Origin of the sequence: Enterobacter sp. MGH85 (genome assembly GCF_001037655.1) — a bacterium.
GTDB classification, from domain to species: Bacteria; Pseudomonadota; Gammaproteobacteria; order Enterobacterales; family Enterobacteriaceae; genus Enterobacter; species Enterobacter intestinihominis.
In genome coordinates, this window is record NZ_KQ089925.1 from 4,328,309 (window position 1) to 4,346,110 (window position 17,802).

The following is a 17,802-nucleotide window of genomic DNA, read 5'->3' on the forward strand; positions in this document are numbered from 1 at the left end:
CCCGTTGTGTTGTCAGCGTTTTTGTATGTAGGTAATCGCCAGCGCTACCGCGAGCACCAGCCCTTTTATAATGTCCATGGCGTAATACGGCACGGAGAGCATCACCAGCCCGTTCGACAGCACGCCGAGGATCACCGCCCCCACCAGCGTACCCAGCGCGTTCGGCTTGCCGGATCCGGCCAGCGAGAAGCCGATCCACGCCGCCGCCACCGCGTCCATCAGGTAGCCGCCGCCCGCATTCACCTGCGATGAACCAATACGCGAGGCCAGCAGAATGCCGCCCAGCCCCGCCAGCAGAGAGGCAATCACGTAGGCTGCCACTTTGTAGCGGGTGGTGCGAATGCCGGAGAGGCGCGCGGCTTCGGGGTTGCCGCCAATGGCGTACATCCGGCGTCCATGGGTGGTCAGCGACAGGCCCAGCTGTGCCAGAATCGTCACCACCAGCATGACGATCACAATGGTCGGCACCTGCCCCAGCAGGCCAAACGCCGCCGGAATGGTCCCTTCCGCCATGTCGCCGCTCGGCAGTACCATGTTCTCGGTAATCGACCCGCCGTAGCTGTAGGTCATCGCCACACCCTGAATGACAAACAGGCTGGCAAGGGTCGCGAGCATGTCCGGAATGCGCAGGATGACGATCAGAAAGGCGTTAAACAGGCCGACCAGCGTACAGAGCGCGAGGGTCAGCAGAATCGACTCGGTGGTGCCAAAGCCGTGCCAGACGAAAAGCGAAATCACCAGCGCGTTCGCCAGCGACGCGGTAGATCCCACGGAGAGATCGAACCCGCCGACGGTCAGCGAAATAGAGACGCCAACGGCAATCACCGTCACGATGGCAATCGAGCGCAGAATGTTGATGATGTTGTTCGGGTCGAGGAAGCTGTCCGACGCCAGGCCAAACACCGCCACCAGCGCGACGACGGTCAGCAGCATGCCCCACTTATAAAGAAAATCGAAAATCTGCTGACGGCCAGACGCCGCCGTGGTCACTGAAAGGGCCTTGCTCACGACGCCGTTCCTCCGGTTGAATAATAAAGTAGTGTCTCTTCCCGGGCCTCTGCCCCGGCGATTTCCGCCACGATGCGCCCGTCCCACAGCACGCAGATGCGGTCGCACAGACCGACCAGCTCGGCAAATTCACCCGAGGCGTAAATCACCCCTTTGCCCTCGCGCGCCAGGCCGTCGATCAGCTGAAACAGATCGGTTTTGGCCTTCACGTCCACGCCTTTGGTCGGCTCGTCGAATATCAGCACGCTGGCGTCATTGCGCAGCCATTTCCCGATGGCGACCTTCTGCTGGTTACCGCCGGAAAGCCGACGCAGCACCTGCCCCGGCCCGCGCGTGCGCACGCCGACGCGGGCAATCACCTCTTCCGCCCAGCGCCACGCCTGACGATGACCAAACAGGCTCCAGCGCGAGAAACTGTTATCGGCGCACACGGCAAGGTTCATGCTCACCGGCTCGTCGATAAAAATGCCCTCTTTGCGCCGCTCCTCCGGCACCAGCGCCAGACCGCGTAGCACCGAGTCTGCCGGATCGCGCGGTTTCCAGGCCTGATGGTTCAGCTCGCCGCGCGCCACGCGGCTTTTGCTGGCGCCAAACAGCGCCTTGCAGAGTTCCGTTTTCCCCGCCCCCGCCAGCCCGGCAATGCCGAGGATTTCACCTTTGCGCAGATGCAGGGAGATATCTTTCAGCAGCGCGTCGTCGTGCAGGCCTTCCACCCGCAGCAGCATCTCTTCACCGTGCGGCGGTCGCGGGGGCGGATAGATATCGCTCAGCTCGTGGCCGAGCATCTTCTCGACGATCTCCTCTCCGCTCAGATCCGCCATCGGGCCGGACTCAATCAGCCTGCCGTCGCGCAGCACCGTCAGGGTGTCGCAGATGGCCTTCAGCTCGTGAATGCGGTGAGAAATAAACACCACGCCAATGCCCTGCTGTTGCAGACGTCTTACTACCGCAAACAGACGCTCGCTTTCTTGCGCGTCCAGCGGCGCGGTGGGCTCATCAAGAATGAGAAAACGGCAGTGGTGCGAGAGCGCCCGCGCCAGCAAAATCTGCTGCTTTTCAGCCAGCGTGCAGCTGTCGATGGAACGGCGAACGTCCAGCGAAACATCCAGCTGCGCCAGCGCCTGCCGCGCCTGCTGACGAATCGCGCGCCAGCTGTAGCGGTGTCCCGGCTGCGCCAGCTGGTCGAGCATAATGTTCTCCGCAATGCTCAGCCCGGGGATCAGCGCCACGTCCACCTCCTGCTGCACAAGGTGGATACCCAGCCGTTTGGCGTCCAGCGGCTCGCGGATGCTTACCTGCTGGTTGTTAATGCAGATTTCGCCTTCATAACGATCGTGCGTCCCACACAGCACCGCCATCAACGTCGATTTTCCCGCGCCGTTGGCGCCGGTCAGCGCATGCACCGACCCGCCATTCAGGGTGAAATCCACGCGCGACAGGGCCTGAAAGCCGGAAAAGGCCAGGCTGATACCGCGCATCTCAAGGCGACTGGAAACCATCCGCGTAAATCCTTCATTACTCTTCTGATTTAGCGAATTTTTCACAGCTCCGGTTGACTGACAACGACGGAAAAGGCATAAGATAAAGCGAAATATTATTAGCCATCCGGATGTCCAGACATAACATCGGGTTAGCGCTTGCTAAAAAAGGACAACTTCATGAGCAACACCGATATCCGCGTCGTGCCCGGCCCGGCGAACTACTTCTCTCATCCGGGAAGCCTTGCGCACCTGGATGATTTCTTTACTCCGGAACAGCTTTCCCGCGCGGTGTGGATCTACGGCGAGCGGGCTATCGAGGGCGCACGCCCTTATCTGCCGGAGAGTTTTAACGCGACGGGGGCAAAACATCTGCTGTTTAAGGGCCATTGCAGCGAGCGTGACGTCACTCATCTGGTGAACGCGTCGGGTGGTGAAGCCAGCGTGGTGATTGGCGTGGGCGGCGGTGCGGTAATGGATACCGTCAAGGCCGTGGCGCGTCGTCTGGGCGTGCCGTTCGTGGGCATTCCCACCATCGCCGCCACCTGCGCGGCGTGGACCCCGCTCTCCGTGTGGTACAACGATGCCGGGCAGGCGCTACAGTTTGAGATTTTTGACGACGCCAACTATCTGGTGCTGGTGGAGCCGCAAATCATCCTTAACGCCCCGGCGGAATACCTGTTGGCAGGCATCGGCGATACGCTGGCGAAGTGGTACGAAGCGGCGGTACTCGCCCCTGAACCGGAAAACCTGCCGCTGACCGTGCGTCTTGGCCTGAACGGTGCGCTGGCGATCCGCGACGTGCTGCTGGAGCGCAGCGAAGAGGCGCTGGCCGACCAGCAGCGCGGCGACCAGACGCAGGCGTTTCGGGACGTGGTGGACGCCGTTATCGCCGGTGGCGGTATGGTCGGCGGTCTGGGCGAACGCTATACCCGTGTGGCGGCGGCACATGCGGTGCACAACGGCTTAACCGTGCTGCCGCAGACGGAAAAATACCTCCACGGCACCAAGGTGGCCTACGGCATTCTGGTGCAGAGCGCCCTGCTCGGTCAGGAGGACGTGCTGGCGCAGCTGGTGGCGGCATACCAGCGTTTTAACCTGCCGACCACGCTTCGCGCGCTGGAGGTCGATATCCATAACCGCGACGAGCTGGACAAGGTCATTGCTCACACCCTGCGCCCGGTGGAGTCGATTCACTTTTTACCGATTACGTTAAGCCCTGACGTTCTGCGCGCCGCGTTTGAGAAGGTGGAATCCTTCAGCCGTTAATCGCGCCGACGGGCTATACCTAATGATGATTCTCTCCACTCTTACAACGAGGTCATCATGCAGATCGATTTAACAGGTAAAAAGGCGCTGGTCACCGGCGCCAGTCGTGGGCTGGGTCGGGCGATTGCGCTGTCGCTGGCACGCGCCGGTGCCGATGTGGTTATCACCTACGAAAAATCCGTCGATAAAGCCCAGCAGGTCGTCGATGAAATCAACGCGCTGGGGCGACACGGCGAGGCGATTCAGGCCGACAGCGCCAGCGCGCAGGCGATTCAGGATGCGGTCACGCAGGCGGCGCGCTCCCTCGGCGGGCTGGATATTCTGGTCAATAACGCCGGGATTGCACGCGGCGGCCCGCTGGAGTCCATGACCCTGGCGGACATCGACGCTCTGATCAACGTCAATATCCGCGGCGTGGTGATCGCCATTCAGGAAGCGCTGGTGCATATGTCTGACGGCGGACGCATCATCAACATCGGCAGCTGTCTGGCGAACCGCGTGGCGCAGCCGGGGATCGCCGTCTACTCGATGACCAAATCGGCCCTAAACTCCCTTACCCGGGGTCTGGCCCGCGATTTAGGCCCGCGCGGCATTACCGTCAACCTGGTTCATCCCGGCCCGACCAACAGCGATATGAACCCGGAAGACGGCGAGCAGGCGGAAGCCCAGCGCCGGATGATCGCGCTTGGTCATTACGGCCAGCCGGAGGATATCGCAGCGGCGGTCACCTTCCTCGCCAGCCCGGCTGCGGGGCAAATTTCCGGCACCGGTCTGGATGTGGACGGCGGTCTGAACGCCTGATCGCAAATTTACTGTATGCCTCTGTCGCCCGGCAGAGGCCTGTTCGAGTCGCCTCGACGATTCGCGTTTTGCCGCTTTCTCGCGGTTTTTCTCCGCTCTACAGTACCCCATAAGAAATTCGGAATTTATCTAATAGTCTTATTATTTCCTTATGTTTTGTGTGGGCGTACAGTGGAGGTACGGATGAAGATTGTCTGGTCTAAAACAGCAGAGAAGCAGTTTTCTAAAATCGATCCTCGATATCAGAACCGCATTAAATTCAGGCTGGAGAAGATGGACGATAAAACATCACCTGTCGCGGATATCAAGAAATTATCTTCTCCCGAAAACCACTACAGGTTGCGATTAGGTGATTACAGGGTCATTTACACCTTCGGAGACCCGCCGGGTGATATCTGCTACGTAGTGGCAGTAAAACGCCGGACAACCACTACCTACCTTCATGAGGAGCATACGGAATATGACTATTCAGTTCATCAAGGATGAAGAAGGAAAAAAACAGTATGTTGTCATACCCTACGGTGAATATTTTCGCATGCGTTTAGCCATGCTTGAGTATGATGACGATGATGAAAACGACTGGGAAGACATCCCTTACGAATCAGACATCTACGATAACGTAGGTTTACCGGGTGAAGTGTGCGACATCATGCATAGCGAGAACGTCAGCCTGCAGGCCGCGTGGCGTATCCTGCGCGGGCTATCCCAGCAGGAGGTGGCGGAAAAACTCGGCATCAGCCAGTCCGCTGTATCACAGCTGGAAGCGCTGGACTCCCGTCCGCAAAAGCGCACACGCGAAAAGCTGGCGGCAATTTATGGCTGCAAGCAGGAGCAAATCAGCCTCTATTTACCGAAAGAGGGTTAACAGCACTTCGCCCCGCCCTTACCGCCGTAACGGGCGTCCTGGCGGTCGCGGAAAAATTCTTCGTAGGTCATTGGCGTCTGATCCGGGTGGTTGACGCGCATATGCTCGACGTAGTTGTCGTAATCCGGCACGCCAATCATCATTTTAGCGGCCTGGCCCAGGTATTTACCTGCTTTGGAAAGGGTGTCGAACATAATCAGTTTCTCGTTTGTTTCCCTCACCCCGGCCCTCTCCCGGAGGGAGAGGGAGGATAAGAAATGTAGGCCGGGTAAGGCGAAGCCGCCACCCGGCACACGGGTTAATGCGCCCCTTTCGCCTGGGTGACAATCTCGTCCAGGTTCTCAGGCATTGGCTCATACGGCGTCTCTTTCGCCGTTGGCGTGTCGACTTTCAACGCCGCCAGCGCGGTTTTCAGAGAATACAACGCCAGCACCACAACCACCACCATAAAGAAGATGGTCAGCCCGGCGTCCAGGCGGTTGTTAAACACCAGCTGGGACAGCTGAGATTCGGTGTACTGCGCCGGGATCTTGCCGCTGTCGATCATCGCCTGGAACTTGTTGGCAATGGCCAGGAAGCCCACCTTGTTGTCCGGGCTGAAGGCTTTCTGCCAGCCTGCTGTCAGGGTACAGATCAGCAGCCACGCCGTTGGCACCAGCGCCACCCATGCGTAACGCTGGCGCTTCATCTTGAACAGGACTACGGCACAAAGCATCAGCGCCATGCCCGCCAGCATCTGGTTGGCGATACCGAACAGCGGCCACAGGGTGTTAATCCCGCCCAGCGGATCGACCACGCCCTGATGCAGGAAGTAGCCCCACGCCAGCACGCACAGTGCCGTCGCCAGCAGGTTAGCCGGGAGTGAATCGGTACGTTTCAGATTCGGGGAGATCACCCCCAGCAGATCCTGCAACATAAAGCGCGCCGCGCGCGTACCGGCATCCACCGCCGTTAGGATAAACAGCGCCTCGAACAGAATGGCGAAGTGATACCAGAACGAGACATCCATCAGCCCGCCCAGCGCACCGTGCAGGATGTAGGCCATACCCACCGCCAGCGTCGGCGCCCCGCCCGCACGGGAGATAATCGACTGCTCGCCGACCTCGTTAGCGATATGCGTCAACGTATCAGGGGTGATCGCAAAGCCCCAGCCGCTCACCACCTGCGCAGCAGAGGCGACCACGTCAACAGTGCCGGCCGGGGCCAGTACCGCCATCGGGCTGTTCATCGCGAAGTACACGCCCGGGTCGATAATACAGGCCGAGACCAGCGCCATAATCGCCACGAAGGATTCCATCAGCATGCCGCCATAGCCAATCAGGCAGGCCTGATTTTCATTCGCCAGCATCTTCGGCGTGGTCCCGGAGGCGATAAGCGCATGGAAGCCAGACACTGCCCCACAGGCGATGGTGATAAACAGGAACGGGAACAGATTGCCGGTCCAGACCGGGCCGGTGCCGTCAATGAATTTGGTCAGGGCAGGCATGGTCAGGGTCGGGCGCATAATCAGAATGCCGATCGCCAGCCCGACGATGGTACCAATTTTCAGGAACGTAGAGAGGTAGTCACGCGGGGCCAGCAGGAGCCATACCGGCAGCACCGCCGCCACGAAGCCGTAGCCCACCAGCATCCAGGTCAGCTGCACGCCGGTGAAGTCGAAGAACGGTGCCCAGGTCGGGCTTTCCGCCACCCAGCCGCCGGAGATAATAGCAAACACCAGGAACACCAGGCCAATGACTGAAACTTCACCAATGCGTCCCGGACGCAGATAGCGGATGTAGATCCCCATGAACAGCGCCAGCGGAATGGTGAAGGCGACGGTATAGGTTCCCCACGGGCTGTGGGTCAAGGCTTTCACCACAATCATCGCCAGTACCGCGAGGATGATGACCATGATCATAAAGGTCGCCACCAGCGCAATCACCCCGGCAGTTGCCCCCATCTCCTCTTTCACCAGCTCACCCAGCGAACGACCGTCGCGACGGGTGGAGACGAACAGCACCATGAAGTCCTGCACCGCGCCCGCCAGCACCACCCCCGCGAGGATCCAGATCATCCCCGGCAGGTAGCCCATCTGCGCGGCCAGTACCGGCCCCACCAGCGGGCCTGCCCCGGCAATCGCCGCGAAATGGTGACCGAACAGCACTTTTTTATCGGTCGGCACGTAGTCCAGACCATCGTTATGACGCACGGCCGGCGTCATGCGCGTGCCGTCTACGCCCAGTACCGTCTTCGCGATATAACGGCCATAAAAACGGTATGCGATCAGATAAATGCAGACGGAGGCGACCACGATCCAGAGCGCATTGATCTGCTCCCCCCGGTTGAGGGCGATGTAGCCCAGGGCAAAGGCTCCCACAACGGAGAGCCCTGCCCATATAAGGTATTTCCCTGAGTTGTTCATAATGGTTATCCGTTGTTGTGAAACAGTGAGATGTTACATTTTGTTTCTAGAACAACGGATAAAATTTAACAACTTTGAAACGCAATAATGCGTGGTCAAACCAGACATTTACACCACATTGTTAAGCCGATCACTTTCGTAGCGTCACCGTTCACACTTTTACCTTTTTCGGCCAGACACCGCCTTACGGAATGATTTGTATCATTTTTTTTGGCCATAACCTCGCCAGAATGATCCTGCGCAATCGCGTGCATACAAGGAAAAGGATATGAACAGTTCAGTACCTCAGGATAGTCAGGTCGGGCCGGGCGCGTACTTCGCGCTGGCGTTTGCAGCCGTTTTCTTCTCGGGTCTGTTAGGCGGACAAGAGTGGTACGGCGTCTTTGATTTCACCACCCTCAACGGCGCTTTTGGCAAAGTGGTCAGCAAGGCCAGTCTGGATGACGGTACGTTAACCACAGCCAGCAGCGCCTTTCGCGGCACCGGCGGCAGCGGCGCGATGGACGGGTTTCTCTTCGCGCTCGGTTTAATTCCTGCGGTGATGTTCGCCCTGGGGATGATCAACGTGCTGGAGCACTATGGCGCCCTGCGTGCCGCGCGCAAACTCTTAACTCCTCTGCTGCGCCCGCTATTGGGGATCCCTGGCACCACCGGGCTGGCGCTGATTGGCAGCCTGCAAAGTACCGACGTGGGCGCGTCGCTTACCCGTAATCTCTCTGATGAAGGGCAAATCAGCGAAAAAGAGAAAGACGTTTTCGCCATGTTCCAGTTCTCCGCCGGGGCGATGATCACCAACTTTTTCTCTTCCGGGGCGATCCTCTTCACGCTGCTCGCCGTTGACGGCACGGCGGCGGTGCCCACCTCCATCGGGGCCTGTATCGCGGTGATGTTTATCATGAAAATTGTCGGCGCCAATCTGCTGCGCCTGATCCTGACGTTTACCCATAAAGGAGACGCCGCATGAGTGCCCCACAGTCCAATCCCGTCATTACCGATGTGTTTATCGAAGGCGCGCGCAAAGGCTGGAGCATTGCCACCAGCAGCACGCTGCCCAACGTGGTGATGGCCTTTATCATCATCAAGGCGCTGGAAATTACCGGCGCGCTGAAAGGGCTGGGCACAATCTTTTCCCCGCTGATGGGCCTGTTTGGCCTGCCGGGCGAAGCGGCCGCCGTGCTGATTGGCGGCTGGATGTCGATGGGCGGCGGGATCGGCGTTGCCATCGGCCTGTTTGATAAAGGCATCCTCACCGGCGAGCACCTGGCGATCCTGGCGCCCGCCATCTACCTGATGGGCTCGCAGGTGCAGTACCTAGGCCGCATTCTGGGGGTGATTGGCACCCGCGCCAAACGTATTCCGCTGATGATCGCCCTCTCGGTGGTCAACGCTTTCTTAGCCATGCTGCTGATGCGCATTATTCTCTGAACAGGACGTGAACATGAATCTTGACCATTATATCGAAGAGCTGAAAACCCTGGTGAACGTAGACTGCGGCACCCAGACGATTGACGGCGTCGCCGCTGTTGCAGGCATCATGCAGCAACTGTGGCAGCGCGAAGGCTGGCATACGGAGCAGGTGAACCTGGGCGACAAGGTGGGCCCCGGCGTCTTCGTCAGTAACAAGCCGCAGGCGGAACGGTTCGACGTGCTGCTGGTCGGGCATCTGGATACCGTATTTCCCGCCGGCACCGTGGCCGCGCGTCCGCTGAGCGAGGATGAAACCCGCCTGTACGGCCCCGGTGTCTCGGATATGAAGAGCGGACTTCTGAATATTTTGTGGGCAATGCGCGCGCTTGACGCCGCAGACAACGATCGTCTCGCGATTGCCGTTGCGATGAACCCGGACGAAGAGACCGGATCTGTCCATTCCCATGAGTGGATTGGCGAGCTGGCTAAGCGTTCCCGCTGCGTGCTGGTGTGCGAAGCCGCCCGCGCCGACGGTTCGCTGGTGAAAGCGCGTAAAGGGATGGCGGGCTATCACTTCACCTTTAGCGGCGTGGCGGCACACGCGGGCAATGACCCGGAAAAAGGCCGCTCGGCGATCACCGCGCTGGCAAAGAGCGTTATCGCCATCAATGCGCTGACGGACTGGGATCGCGGCACTACACTTAACGTCGGCGTGATTCAGGGCGGCAGCGCGGCGAACGTGGTCGCGGACAGCGCTGTGGCAGAACTGGACGTTCGCTTCTGGGAAAACGACGAGTATGACCGGGTGAACCAGGCGCTGGAGTTGTTATGTGAACAAGGCTTTTTAGACGGCGTGACCACCACGCTGACGCGGGTTAATCACAAACCGGCGATGGCCGCGAGCGACGCGACGCAGGCGCTGATGCAGCAGGTTGAAGCGGCGGGTAAAGCGGAAGGCATCGACATTACCTGGCAGGCAGTCGGCGGCGGCAGCGACGCCAACCACACCGCCGCGCTCGGCATCCCCACGCTTGACGGCTTCGGGCCGGTTGGCGCCGGGTTCCACAGCCCGGCGGAATGGCTGGATAAAGCGTCCATTGCACCGCGAGTTCGGCTGTTGAAGCGGGTGGTATCGATGTTGTAACAACCGCCGGGTGGCGCTTCGCTTACCGGGCCTGCATGTTTCGTAGGCCGGGTAAGGCGAAGCCGCCACCCGGCACTCCCGCCGCACAATCTAACCCAGCACCATCGTACTCAACCGACACGTACAGCAGCGCCGCCCCTGCTCGTCGAACACCACAATCTCCCAACTCTGACTGGAGCGGCCCAGATGCAGCGGCTGACATACGCCGCGCACCTTACCGTGAGAGACCGCGCGGTGGTGCGTAGCGTTCAGTTCCGTGCCCACCACATTCTGCCCGTCGCGGGTCATCAGAAAACCGGCCATCGACCCCAGCGTTTCCGCCAGCGCCGCCGACGCACCGCCGTGCAGCAGGCCAAACGGCTGGTGGGTGCGCGCATCCACCGGCATCTCCGCTTCCAGCGTATCGTCCCCGAGGCGGGTATAGACGATGCCAAGGTGTTCCACCATCGTGTTCTGGCTAGTGGCATTCAGTTCGTCGAGGGATAAATGACGTTTCCAGATCATTACGCCCCCAGCGTGGAGCCGCCGTCCACCACGATATCCTGCAAGGTGATATGGCTGGCGGCATCGGATGCCAGGAACAGCACGGTCGCGGCAATCTCCTGCGGACGGGCAATTTTACCGAGCGGAATGCCGAGTTTGAACTGCTCGCCGAAGCCGCGAATGCGCCGCTGTTCCGCATCATCGCTGGTCCACAACGTGCGCTGCATGTCGGTATCCGTAGAACCCGGCGACACCAGGTTACAGCGTACGCCGCTGCCCGCCAGCTCCAGCCCGACTGTCAGCGCCAGGCTTTTCAGCGCCGCTTTCGACGCGCCGTAGGCGCTCATGCCGATGCGCGGCGTGTGCGCCGCGTCAGAGGCTACGGTCACAATCGCCCCGCCCTGCTGACGACGGAACTGGCCCATCGTCTGCTGGAACAGGTTGAACGCGCCGCCGACGTTGACCGCAAAGGTCTGCTGCCAGTCCTCCTGCGAAAGCTGATCCGTCGCGCCCATACGCAGAATGCCCGCCGCGTTAACCAGCACGTCGAGCCGCTCAAGGCTGCTGAGCAAACGCCCGCAGACATCACTCGCCTGCGCCGCATCCGCCACGTCCAGCGTTTCGGTGGCAAACGGATATTCGCCGTGAGGGAAAGCCAGATCGAACCCGGTCACCTGCGCCCCGGCCTCCACAAATGCCAGCGCGGTCGCATAGCCAATGCCCTTACCCGCGCCCGTCACCCAGACGGTTTTACCGGTAAAATCAAAAGCCATCACTTCACCTCGCGGGAGAGCAGCGCCCACCAGGCGTCGAGGGTCGGATTTTTTGCCAGCATCACGAAATCAATGTCGCCGTGCACTTTGCGCCAGCGGGCGGCGAGCGCCATCATCCGTACTGAATCCAGACCGTAGTCGATCAGGTTTTCGTCATCCATCGGCTCGTCGGACTCGTCCAGCAGCGGCAGGATCAGCTCACGCAGCGCGGCTTTCGTTGCCGGAACAGACGGCAGCAACTCGTCGGTCATCACCACGCGGCCCGAACGTCCGGCCACGTATTTCAGCGACATCAGGTGCTCGTCGCGGGTGAAATCCGCCAGCGCGTCGGCGATAAAGAACGGTTTGATGTCGCGCATAAAGGCGTCGGTGGCGGTGGTCATGCAGCCGATGTGGGCGTACACGCCGGTGATCAAAAGCTGGTTGCGGCCGGTCTCTTTCAGCATCTGCTCCAGCGGGGAGCGGTGGAACGCGCTGTAGCGCCACTTCACCAGCACGGTGTCCGCTTCGTCCGGGGTCAGCTCAGCGACGATGCGCTGCTGCTCCGGCGAGCGAGTCAGACCCGGCCCCCACATATCGTTCAGCAGGGCGCGGTCTTCATCGCTCTGATCTTTCGGCTGCGCGGTGTAGTACACCGGAATATTGTGCTCTTTGCAGTACGCGCGCAGTTTAGCGATGTTCGCCACTACCTGCTGCATCATGTCGCTATTTTCGCCCCAGAAATTCAGGAAGTACTCCTGCATATCGTGGATCAGCAGCGCGGCGCGCTCCGGCTCAAACGCCCAGCTTACTTTACTGGTCGGCAGTTCGGCGGCGGTTGGCAGCGCATATGCGGTTAATTTTGGAATAGCCATTCTCTGTTCCTCAGCCCCGGGCGCGTTCAGCAAGCCACAGGCGCAACTGTTTCTTATCAACTTTGCCGACCGGCGTGAGCGGAAGCGCATCCACGCTCTCCACGCGGTCCGGCAGCTTAAATTCGGCAACGCCCTGCTCGCGCAGGAAGCGGCGCACCTCCACCGCGCGCAGCGGCTGTTTCACCACCAGGTACGCGCAGCTTTTTTCGCCCAGCAGGCTGTCCTCCATGCTCACCAGCGCGGCGTGGATCACCGCGTCGTGGCGCAGCAGCAGGTTTTCGATCTCTTCGGCGGCGATCTTCTCGCCACCGCGGTTGATCTGATCTTTCTCGCGCCCCTGCACGGTGATGTAACCCTGCTCATCGATGGCGATCAGATCGCCCGAGCAGTAGAAGCCGTTGGCATCGAAGGCGCTGGCGTTGTGGTCCGGGCTGTTGAAATAGCCGCGGAAGGTGTAAGGGCCGCGCGTCATCAGACGCCCGACCTCCCCGCGCGGCAGCGGGTTACCGTCCTCGTCCGCCACCCACACTTCATCGTCCGGGCACATCGGGCGGCCCTGGGTATTGATGATGCGCTCCGGCGCATCGTCGAGGGCGGTATAGTTCACCAGCCCTTCCGCCATGCCAAACACCTGCTGAAGCTGGCAGCCAATTTCCGCCGGAATGCGCGCCGCAAGCGTGGCGGAGAGGCGTGCGCCGCCCACCTGGAGCAGCCTGAGGGATTTCAGCTGGGCGTTCCCCGCGCCGTCGGCAATCGCCTGCAACCACAGGCTGACCGCAGGCGGCACCAGCGAGGTGACATTTATCTGATGCTGCTCAATCAGCGGGAAGCAGAGCGTGGCGCTCGGATCGTTAGCCAGCACCACGCAGCCACCCGCCGTGAAAACGCCTAACGATCCTGGCGAGCTCATGGCGTAGTTGTGCGCCGCGGGAAGCGCGTTCAGATAGCGGGTGTGCGCAGTGATACCGCAGATTTCGTTGCTGCGACGGATGCTGTAGTCGTAATCGTTATGCGTGCGCGGGATCAGCTTCGGCGTGCCGGTGCTGCCGCCGGAGAGCTGGAAGAACGCCACTTCGTCGGCGGGCGTCGGGTTCGGGATGAAATTGTCCGCCGGGCGCGCAATCGCCGCCTCCAGCGCATGTTCGCCCTTATCGCCACGCAGCAGCACAACGCGTACCGAGCGATGCGCATCCACAAAGGTGTTGAGAAAATCGTCGCCCGAGAACAGCGCGTGGTCGCGATCGGCAATCAGCACGGCGGGTTTAATCTGCTCCGCGTAGGCGTTGAGTTCACTGCGCTGATGGCTAAAGAGCGCGTTGACCGGCGCGACGCCGATTTGCAGTAGCGCGAAGAAGGTGATGTAGAACTCAGCCACGTTGCCAAGCTGCACCAGCGCGGTCTCCCCGCGATGCAGCCCCTGCGCCTGAAGGGAGGACGCCAGATTCGTCACCGCCTGATTAAACGCGCGGTAGGTGATGCGGCGATCGCCGTCAATTATCGCGACCGTATCGCTGTCCGCATGGTCCGTCAGGATGTGGGTCAGCGGCAGATCCTGCCAGTAGCCTTTTTCACGGTAGCGGCGGGCAAACTCCTCAGGCCAGCGGGTAAAAGGGATGGTCATGAGTATTCCTTAGTGCAAACCAAACACGTTGAGCATGGTGGAGAGCTTCACGCCCGTCTCGCGCCACTCGCCGAACGGGGAGGAGGCAGGCACAATGCCCGCGCCGGCAAACAGGCGAACGGTATTTTGATGCAGCCGCGCGCAGCGGATAGTTACCACCCACTCGCCGTTACCTTCGCTGTCGCACCAGCCGACGATGCCGCCGAACAGCTCGCGGTCGAACGGCTCCAGCTCGGCAATCAGCTCTTTTGCCGCCTGATGCGGGAAGCCGCTCAGCGCGGGCGTCGGGTGCAGCAGGCAGGCCAGCGTCAGGGCGTTCTCGTTTTCACGTGCCTCACCTTCTACCGGCGTGGCCAGATGCCACAGCGTCGGGGTGGTGATGAGCTGCGGGGAAGCCGGCATGCTCAGATGATGGCTACGCGGTTCCAGAATGGTTTTCATCGCCTGCGTGACCAGATCGTGCTCGTGGCGGTCTTTTTCGGAGGCCAGCAGCTTAGTGCCCGCTTCGCGATCCAGCACATCGTCCGGCTGACGGCGCGCAGAGCCTGCCAGCGGCAGCGAGCTAAAGTGCGCGCCCTCTTTGCGCAGCAGCAGTTCCGGGCTGGCGCCCAGCAGCACGCCGCCGTCTTCCAGCGGTACGTGGAAGTTAAAGCTCGCCGGGTTCTGGGCGATAAGACGCTCCATCAGCGCGCTGCTATCGATCTGTTTGTCGGTAGCGATATCAATCAGGCGCGACAGCACCACCTTATTCACCTGCGGCGTAGCGGTGAGCGACGCGGCGCGAGCAACCATCTCCTCGAAAACCGGCTGCGACGGGATCTCGGTGCGCTGTTGCACGTTCAGCGTCTGCGCGCCGGAGGCATAACGTGCGGACTGCTGACGCGCCGGGCGGGAGAAGGTTTGCCAGCGTTGCGGAATAAACAGCGATGACGGTTTGCGGGTATCGAAGGGGATCGCCCCTACCATCACCGGATGGGCAATGCCGCTGTTTTTCGCATTCCGGAAAGCCTGAGCTAATTTCTGCTGAAAGGGACCCGCCGGATCGTCACTGCCGACGGCGGGTTCAGAAAAACGGGCAAAACAGCCGGACGTGGTAAAACTGCGGTAAGGCGACATAAAGAAAAAGCTGTCTGATTGCAGCGTTGTCGCGGTGTGCTGAACTTCCTCAGCCAGGGACGTGTCCATATCATCCTCCTTAAAATGATAAAAGAAGCAATAATGATTATCATTTATATTTTCGTCGGCTAACCTAATCCCACATCGCCCCGCTGTCAACCGTCGGGCAAATAACTTGTGCGACAAACGCTTGCATCCCTTCCCTACAGCCCTGAAAATGAGAAGCATTATCTTCAATAAAATCAGGATGCCGCTCTGTGAAAATCGCTGCCGTTTGCCGCAATGCCCTTCTTTTAACAGGACTTTTTGTTTTAGGACTAACCTCAGCCCTCGCCGCCGACTGGCCGCGCCAGGTCACCGACAGCCGCGGCGTTCACACGCTTGAGAGCAAACCGACGCGCATTGTCTCCACCAGCGTGACCTTAACCGGCTCCCTGCTGGCCATTGACGCGCCGGTCATTGCCAGCGGCGCGACCACGCCAAACAACCGCGTGGCGGATGCGCAGGGCTTCCTGCGTCAGTGGGGCGATATCGCCAAACAGCGTAAGGTTGCCCGGCTGTACATCGGCGAGCCGAGCGCCGAAGCCGTCGCGGCCCAGATGCCGGACCTGATTTTGATCAGCGCCACCGGCGGGGATTCCGCGCTGGCGCTCTACGATCAGCTTTCCGCCATCGCGCCGACGCTTATCATTAACTACGACGACAAAAGCTGGCAGGAACTGCTGACCCAACTGGGGACGATCACCGGGCAGGAGACACAGGCCGCAGAGCGCATCGCTGCCTTCGACAAACAGCTCGCCAAGGTGAAACAGCAGATGAAGCTGCCGCCACAGCCGGTGAACGCCATCGTCTACACCGCCGCGGCGCACACGGCGAACCTGTGGACGACAGACTCCGCGCAGGGCAAGCTTTTGCACCAGTTGGGCTTTACGCTGGCCGACGTGCCTGCCGGGTTGCACACCTCAAAAAGTCAGGGCAAACGCCACGACATTATCCAGTTAGGGGGTGAAAACCTGGCGACGGGGCTGAACGGCGAAGGGCTGTTCGTGTTTGCCGGCGATCAGAAAGACGTGGACGCGATTTACGCCAACCCGCTGCTGGCGCATCTGCCGTCGGTGAAGAACAAGCGCGTCTGGGCATTAGGAACCGAGACGTTCCGCCTGGATTATTACAGCGCGATGTTGGTGTTGCAGCGTTTGAATTCAATTTTTAAATAAGTGGCACGTTCCCCGTAGGCCCGGTAAGCGCAGCGCCACCGGGCGTTTTGTCGGGTGGCGGCTACGCCTTACCCGACCTACAGGGTTTGCCTGAACCGACGCAACTCCACCAGAACCGCCAGTAAAATCACGCCAACAACGGCTAACACAAACCCGCTGCTGCTCGCCGACGCCACCGGGGTCATTATCGCCCCCAGCCCGCCGAGGATCGCCGCGCCAATCGCATCGCCCGTGACGTTCTGCGCCGTCCACAGGCCGTTAATGCGCCCGAGCATCCCTTCCGGCGTCTGGGTCTGGATCAGGGTGTACTGTAAAAGAGAGCTGACCGCGCTCAGCCAGCCGAAAATCACCAGACACATCACGCCCAGCGCCCACACCGGCATCAGGCTAAAGAAACCAATGGCGATAAACGAGGCCAGCGTCGCCACCAGCATGATCAACCCCGGTCTCGCGCTCTGCGCCAGGTTGCCGCTGGTCAGCGCCCCGAAGGCCGCACCGAGCGGAATGGCGGCGTACAGCACGCCAATCTCTGAGGCGCTCATCTGCCACTCACCCGCCAGCGCCGGATACAGCACGCGCACGGCGCTCGCCATCGTCAGCAGGCCGCCGAGCAGCGCAATGCCGCCAATCAATGGGTTGCTGAACAGGAAACGAATCGCGGCCATCAGGGACTTCAGCGGATGCTCGCGCGGCTGCGGCGGGGGTGGCAGGAGCGGCAGACGCAGTAGCGTCAGGGTGGTAATAAACGTTCCCGCCGCGGCAAGGCCGTAGTTCCACGCCACGTTGCCGGTCGCCAGCAACAGACCGCCCACCATCGGCGAAATCACCGAGCCGAGACGTACGGTGAGCATGGTGATCGCCCCCGCCTGCATCAGGTTCTCGCGCCCGACCAGCGCGGGCGTGGCCGCCAGCAGCGCCGTCACGCCTAACGAAGCAAAAAAGCCGTCCCACAATCCCAGCACGTAAATGGCCACCAGCGACGGCTCCGGCAGCATGGCGTTCAGACACAGCCCGACAAAGCCCACCCCGCAGGTGCCGCGCGCCAGCAGGATCAGCTTTTTACGCTCGTAGCGGTCCGCCAGCACGCCGCCCACCATCAGGCCGATAAACATCGCCCCGCCGGTTAAGGTGACGGATAACCCCACCAGCCAGCTGGAGTGAGTCATGGTCTGGATTTGCACCGGTACGGCCACACCAAGCAGACCGAGGGACAAAATGGAGATAAAGCGAGCGATAAAAACGGCGCGATACGCCGGGTGTGTTTTGAGCAGGCTGAGGTTAAGCAGCCAGGATTTTTGATTCATGACAAAGCCTTGAGTCTATTTCTACCCATTCCATGGGCGCACATGCTAACATAGCCAA

18 protein-coding genes are annotated in these 17,802 nt (G+C 60.6%); 8 read left to right on the forward strand and 10 right to left on the reverse strand.

Annotated features, from left to right (window positions below; genetic code table 11):
• Positions 1-12: 12 nt before the first annotated feature.
• Both SK51_RS20595 and SK51_RS20600 read right to left on the reverse strand, forming a co-directional pair.
• Positions 13-1,008 (reverse strand): ABC transporter permease, encoded by a 996-nt coding sequence (locus tag SK51_RS20595; RefSeq protein ID WP_022647397.1) that lies wholly within the window; start codon positions 1,006-1,008, stop codon positions 13-15.
• On the reverse strand, positions 1,005-2,507 hold the full coding sequence (locus SK51_RS20600; RefSeq protein ID WP_023305667.1) for a sugar ABC transporter ATP-binding protein: 1,503 nt from the start codon (positions 2,505-2,507) through the stop codon (positions 1,005-1,007). The genes SK51_RS20595 and SK51_RS20600 overlap by 4 nt, the downstream gene beginning before the upstream one ends.
• A 159-nt stretch (positions 2,508-2,666) precedes the next feature.
• Here SK51_RS20600 and SK51_RS20605 point away from each other — a divergent pair, with 159 nt between their 5' ends.
• The 4 genes from SK51_RS20605 to SK51_RS20620 all read left to right on the forward strand — a co-directional run bounded on the left by SK51_RS20605 (position 2,667) and on the right by SK51_RS20620 (position 5,421).
• A complete protein-coding gene (locus tag SK51_RS20605; protein WP_023299565.1) occupies positions 2,667-3,755 on the forward strand; it encodes an oxidoreductase in 1,089 nt (362 codons plus the stop codon).
• 57 nt (positions 3,756-3,812) lie between these two features.
• Positions 3,813-4,556, forward strand: coding sequence for an SDR family NAD(P)-dependent oxidoreductase (locus SK51_RS20610; RefSeq protein ID WP_022647394.1), 744 nt, complete (start codon positions 3,813-3,815; stop codon positions 4,554-4,556).
• Positions 4,557-4,739: 183 nt separating this feature from the next.
• The gene (locus SK51_RS20615; protein ID WP_022647393.1) at positions 4,740-5,042 is read left to right on the forward strand and encodes a type II toxin-antitoxin system RelE family toxin; all 303 of its coding nucleotides are present in this window, start codon (positions 4,740-4,742) and stop codon (positions 5,040-5,042) included.
• Positions 5,017-5,421, forward strand: a complete 405-nt coding sequence (locus SK51_RS20620) for a helix-turn-helix domain-containing protein (protein WP_023305666.1) — start codon at positions 5,017-5,019, stop codon at positions 5,419-5,421. Before SK51_RS20615 ends, SK51_RS20620 begins: the two co-directional genes overlap by 26 nt.
• On the opposite strand, the gene SK51_RS20625 is transcribed toward SK51_RS20620, so the two are convergent.
• Together SK51_RS20625 and cstA are read right to left on the reverse strand one after the other, a co-directional pair.
• Positions 5,418-5,615 (reverse strand): YbdD/YjiX family protein, encoded by a 198-nt coding sequence (locus SK51_RS20625; protein WP_006809671.1) that lies wholly within the window; start codon positions 5,613-5,615, stop codon positions 5,418-5,420. The genes SK51_RS20620 and SK51_RS20625 overlap by 4 nt on opposite strands.
• Positions 5,616-5,719: 104 nt before the next feature.
• Positions 5,720-7,825 (reverse strand): pyruvate/proton symporter CstA, encoded by a 2,106-nt coding sequence (gene cstA, locus SK51_RS20630; protein WP_022647390.1) that lies wholly within the window; start codon positions 7,823-7,825, stop codon positions 5,720-5,722.
• 268 nt (positions 7,826-8,093) lie between these two features.
• On the opposite strand from cstA, the gene SK51_RS20635 reads away from it, so the two are divergent.
• From SK51_RS20635 to SK51_RS20645, 3 genes are read left to right on the forward strand one after another with little or no spacing between them, the layout of a single operon-like run.
• Positions 8,094-8,789, forward strand: coding sequence for a nucleoside recognition domain-containing protein (locus tag SK51_RS20635; RefSeq protein ID WP_022647389.1), 696 nt, complete (start codon positions 8,094-8,096; stop codon positions 8,787-8,789).
• Entirely contained in the window at positions 8,786-9,250 is a 465-nt protein-coding gene (locus tag SK51_RS20640) for a YjiG family protein (protein WP_023305665.1), read from the forward strand. The genes SK51_RS20635 and SK51_RS20640 overlap by 4 nt, the downstream gene beginning before the upstream one ends.
• A 13-nt stretch (positions 9,251-9,263) precedes the next feature.
• Positions 9,264-10,376, forward strand: coding sequence for a M20 family metallopeptidase (locus SK51_RS20645; protein ID WP_023305664.1), 1,113 nt, complete (start codon positions 9,264-9,266; stop codon positions 10,374-10,376).
• A gap of 90 nt (positions 10,377-10,466) precedes the next feature.
• On the opposite strand, the gene entH is transcribed toward SK51_RS20645, so the two are convergent.
• Genes entH through entC form a run of 5 tightly spaced genes read right to left on the reverse strand, consistent with a single transcriptional unit; the run spans position 10,467 to position 15,292 of the window.
• The gene (gene entH / locus SK51_RS20650) at positions 10,467-10,880 is read right to left on the reverse strand and encodes a proofreading thioesterase EntH (RefSeq protein ID WP_022647384.1); all 414 of its coding nucleotides are present in this window, start codon (positions 10,878-10,880) and stop codon (positions 10,467-10,469) included.
• The gene (gene entA, locus SK51_RS20655; RefSeq protein ID WP_023305663.1) at positions 10,880-11,632 is read right to left on the reverse strand and encodes a 2,3-dihydro-2,3-dihydroxybenzoate dehydrogenase EntA; all 753 of its coding nucleotides are present in this window, start codon (positions 11,630-11,632) and stop codon (positions 10,880-10,882) included. Before entA ends, entH begins: the two co-directional genes overlap by 1 nt.
• Complete coding sequence (locus tag SK51_RS20660) at positions 11,632-12,486, reverse strand: isochorismatase (RefSeq protein ID WP_022647383.1); 855 nt, start codon at positions 12,484-12,486, stop codon at positions 11,632-11,634. Before SK51_RS20660 ends, entA begins: the two co-directional genes overlap by 1 nt.
• Positions 12,487-12,496: 10 nt before the next feature.
• Positions 12,497-14,107, reverse strand: coding sequence for a (2,3-dihydroxybenzoyl)adenylate synthase EntE (entE, locus tag SK51_RS20665; protein ID WP_023305662.1), 1,611 nt, complete (start codon positions 14,105-14,107; stop codon positions 12,497-12,499).
• A 9-nt stretch (positions 14,108-14,116) separates the two neighbouring features.
• Positions 14,117-15,292, reverse strand: coding sequence for an isochorismate synthase EntC (entC, locus tag SK51_RS20670; protein WP_023305661.1), 1,176 nt, complete (start codon positions 15,290-15,292; stop codon positions 14,117-14,119).
• Positions 15,293-15,480: 188 nt separating this feature from the next.
• On the opposite strand from entC, the gene fepB reads away from it, so the two are divergent.
• Entirely contained in the window at positions 15,481-16,440 is a 960-nt protein-coding gene (gene fepB, locus SK51_RS20675; protein ID WP_032676374.1) for a Fe2+-enterobactin ABC transporter substrate-binding protein, read from the forward strand.
• Between the two features lie 77 nt (positions 16,441-16,517).
• On the opposite strand, the gene entS is transcribed toward fepB, so the two are convergent.
• A complete protein-coding gene (gene entS / locus SK51_RS20680) occupies positions 16,518-17,744 on the reverse strand; it encodes an enterobactin transporter EntS (RefSeq protein WP_023299557.1) in 1,227 nt (408 codons plus the stop codon).
• Positions 17,745-17,802: the final 58 nt, after the last annotated feature.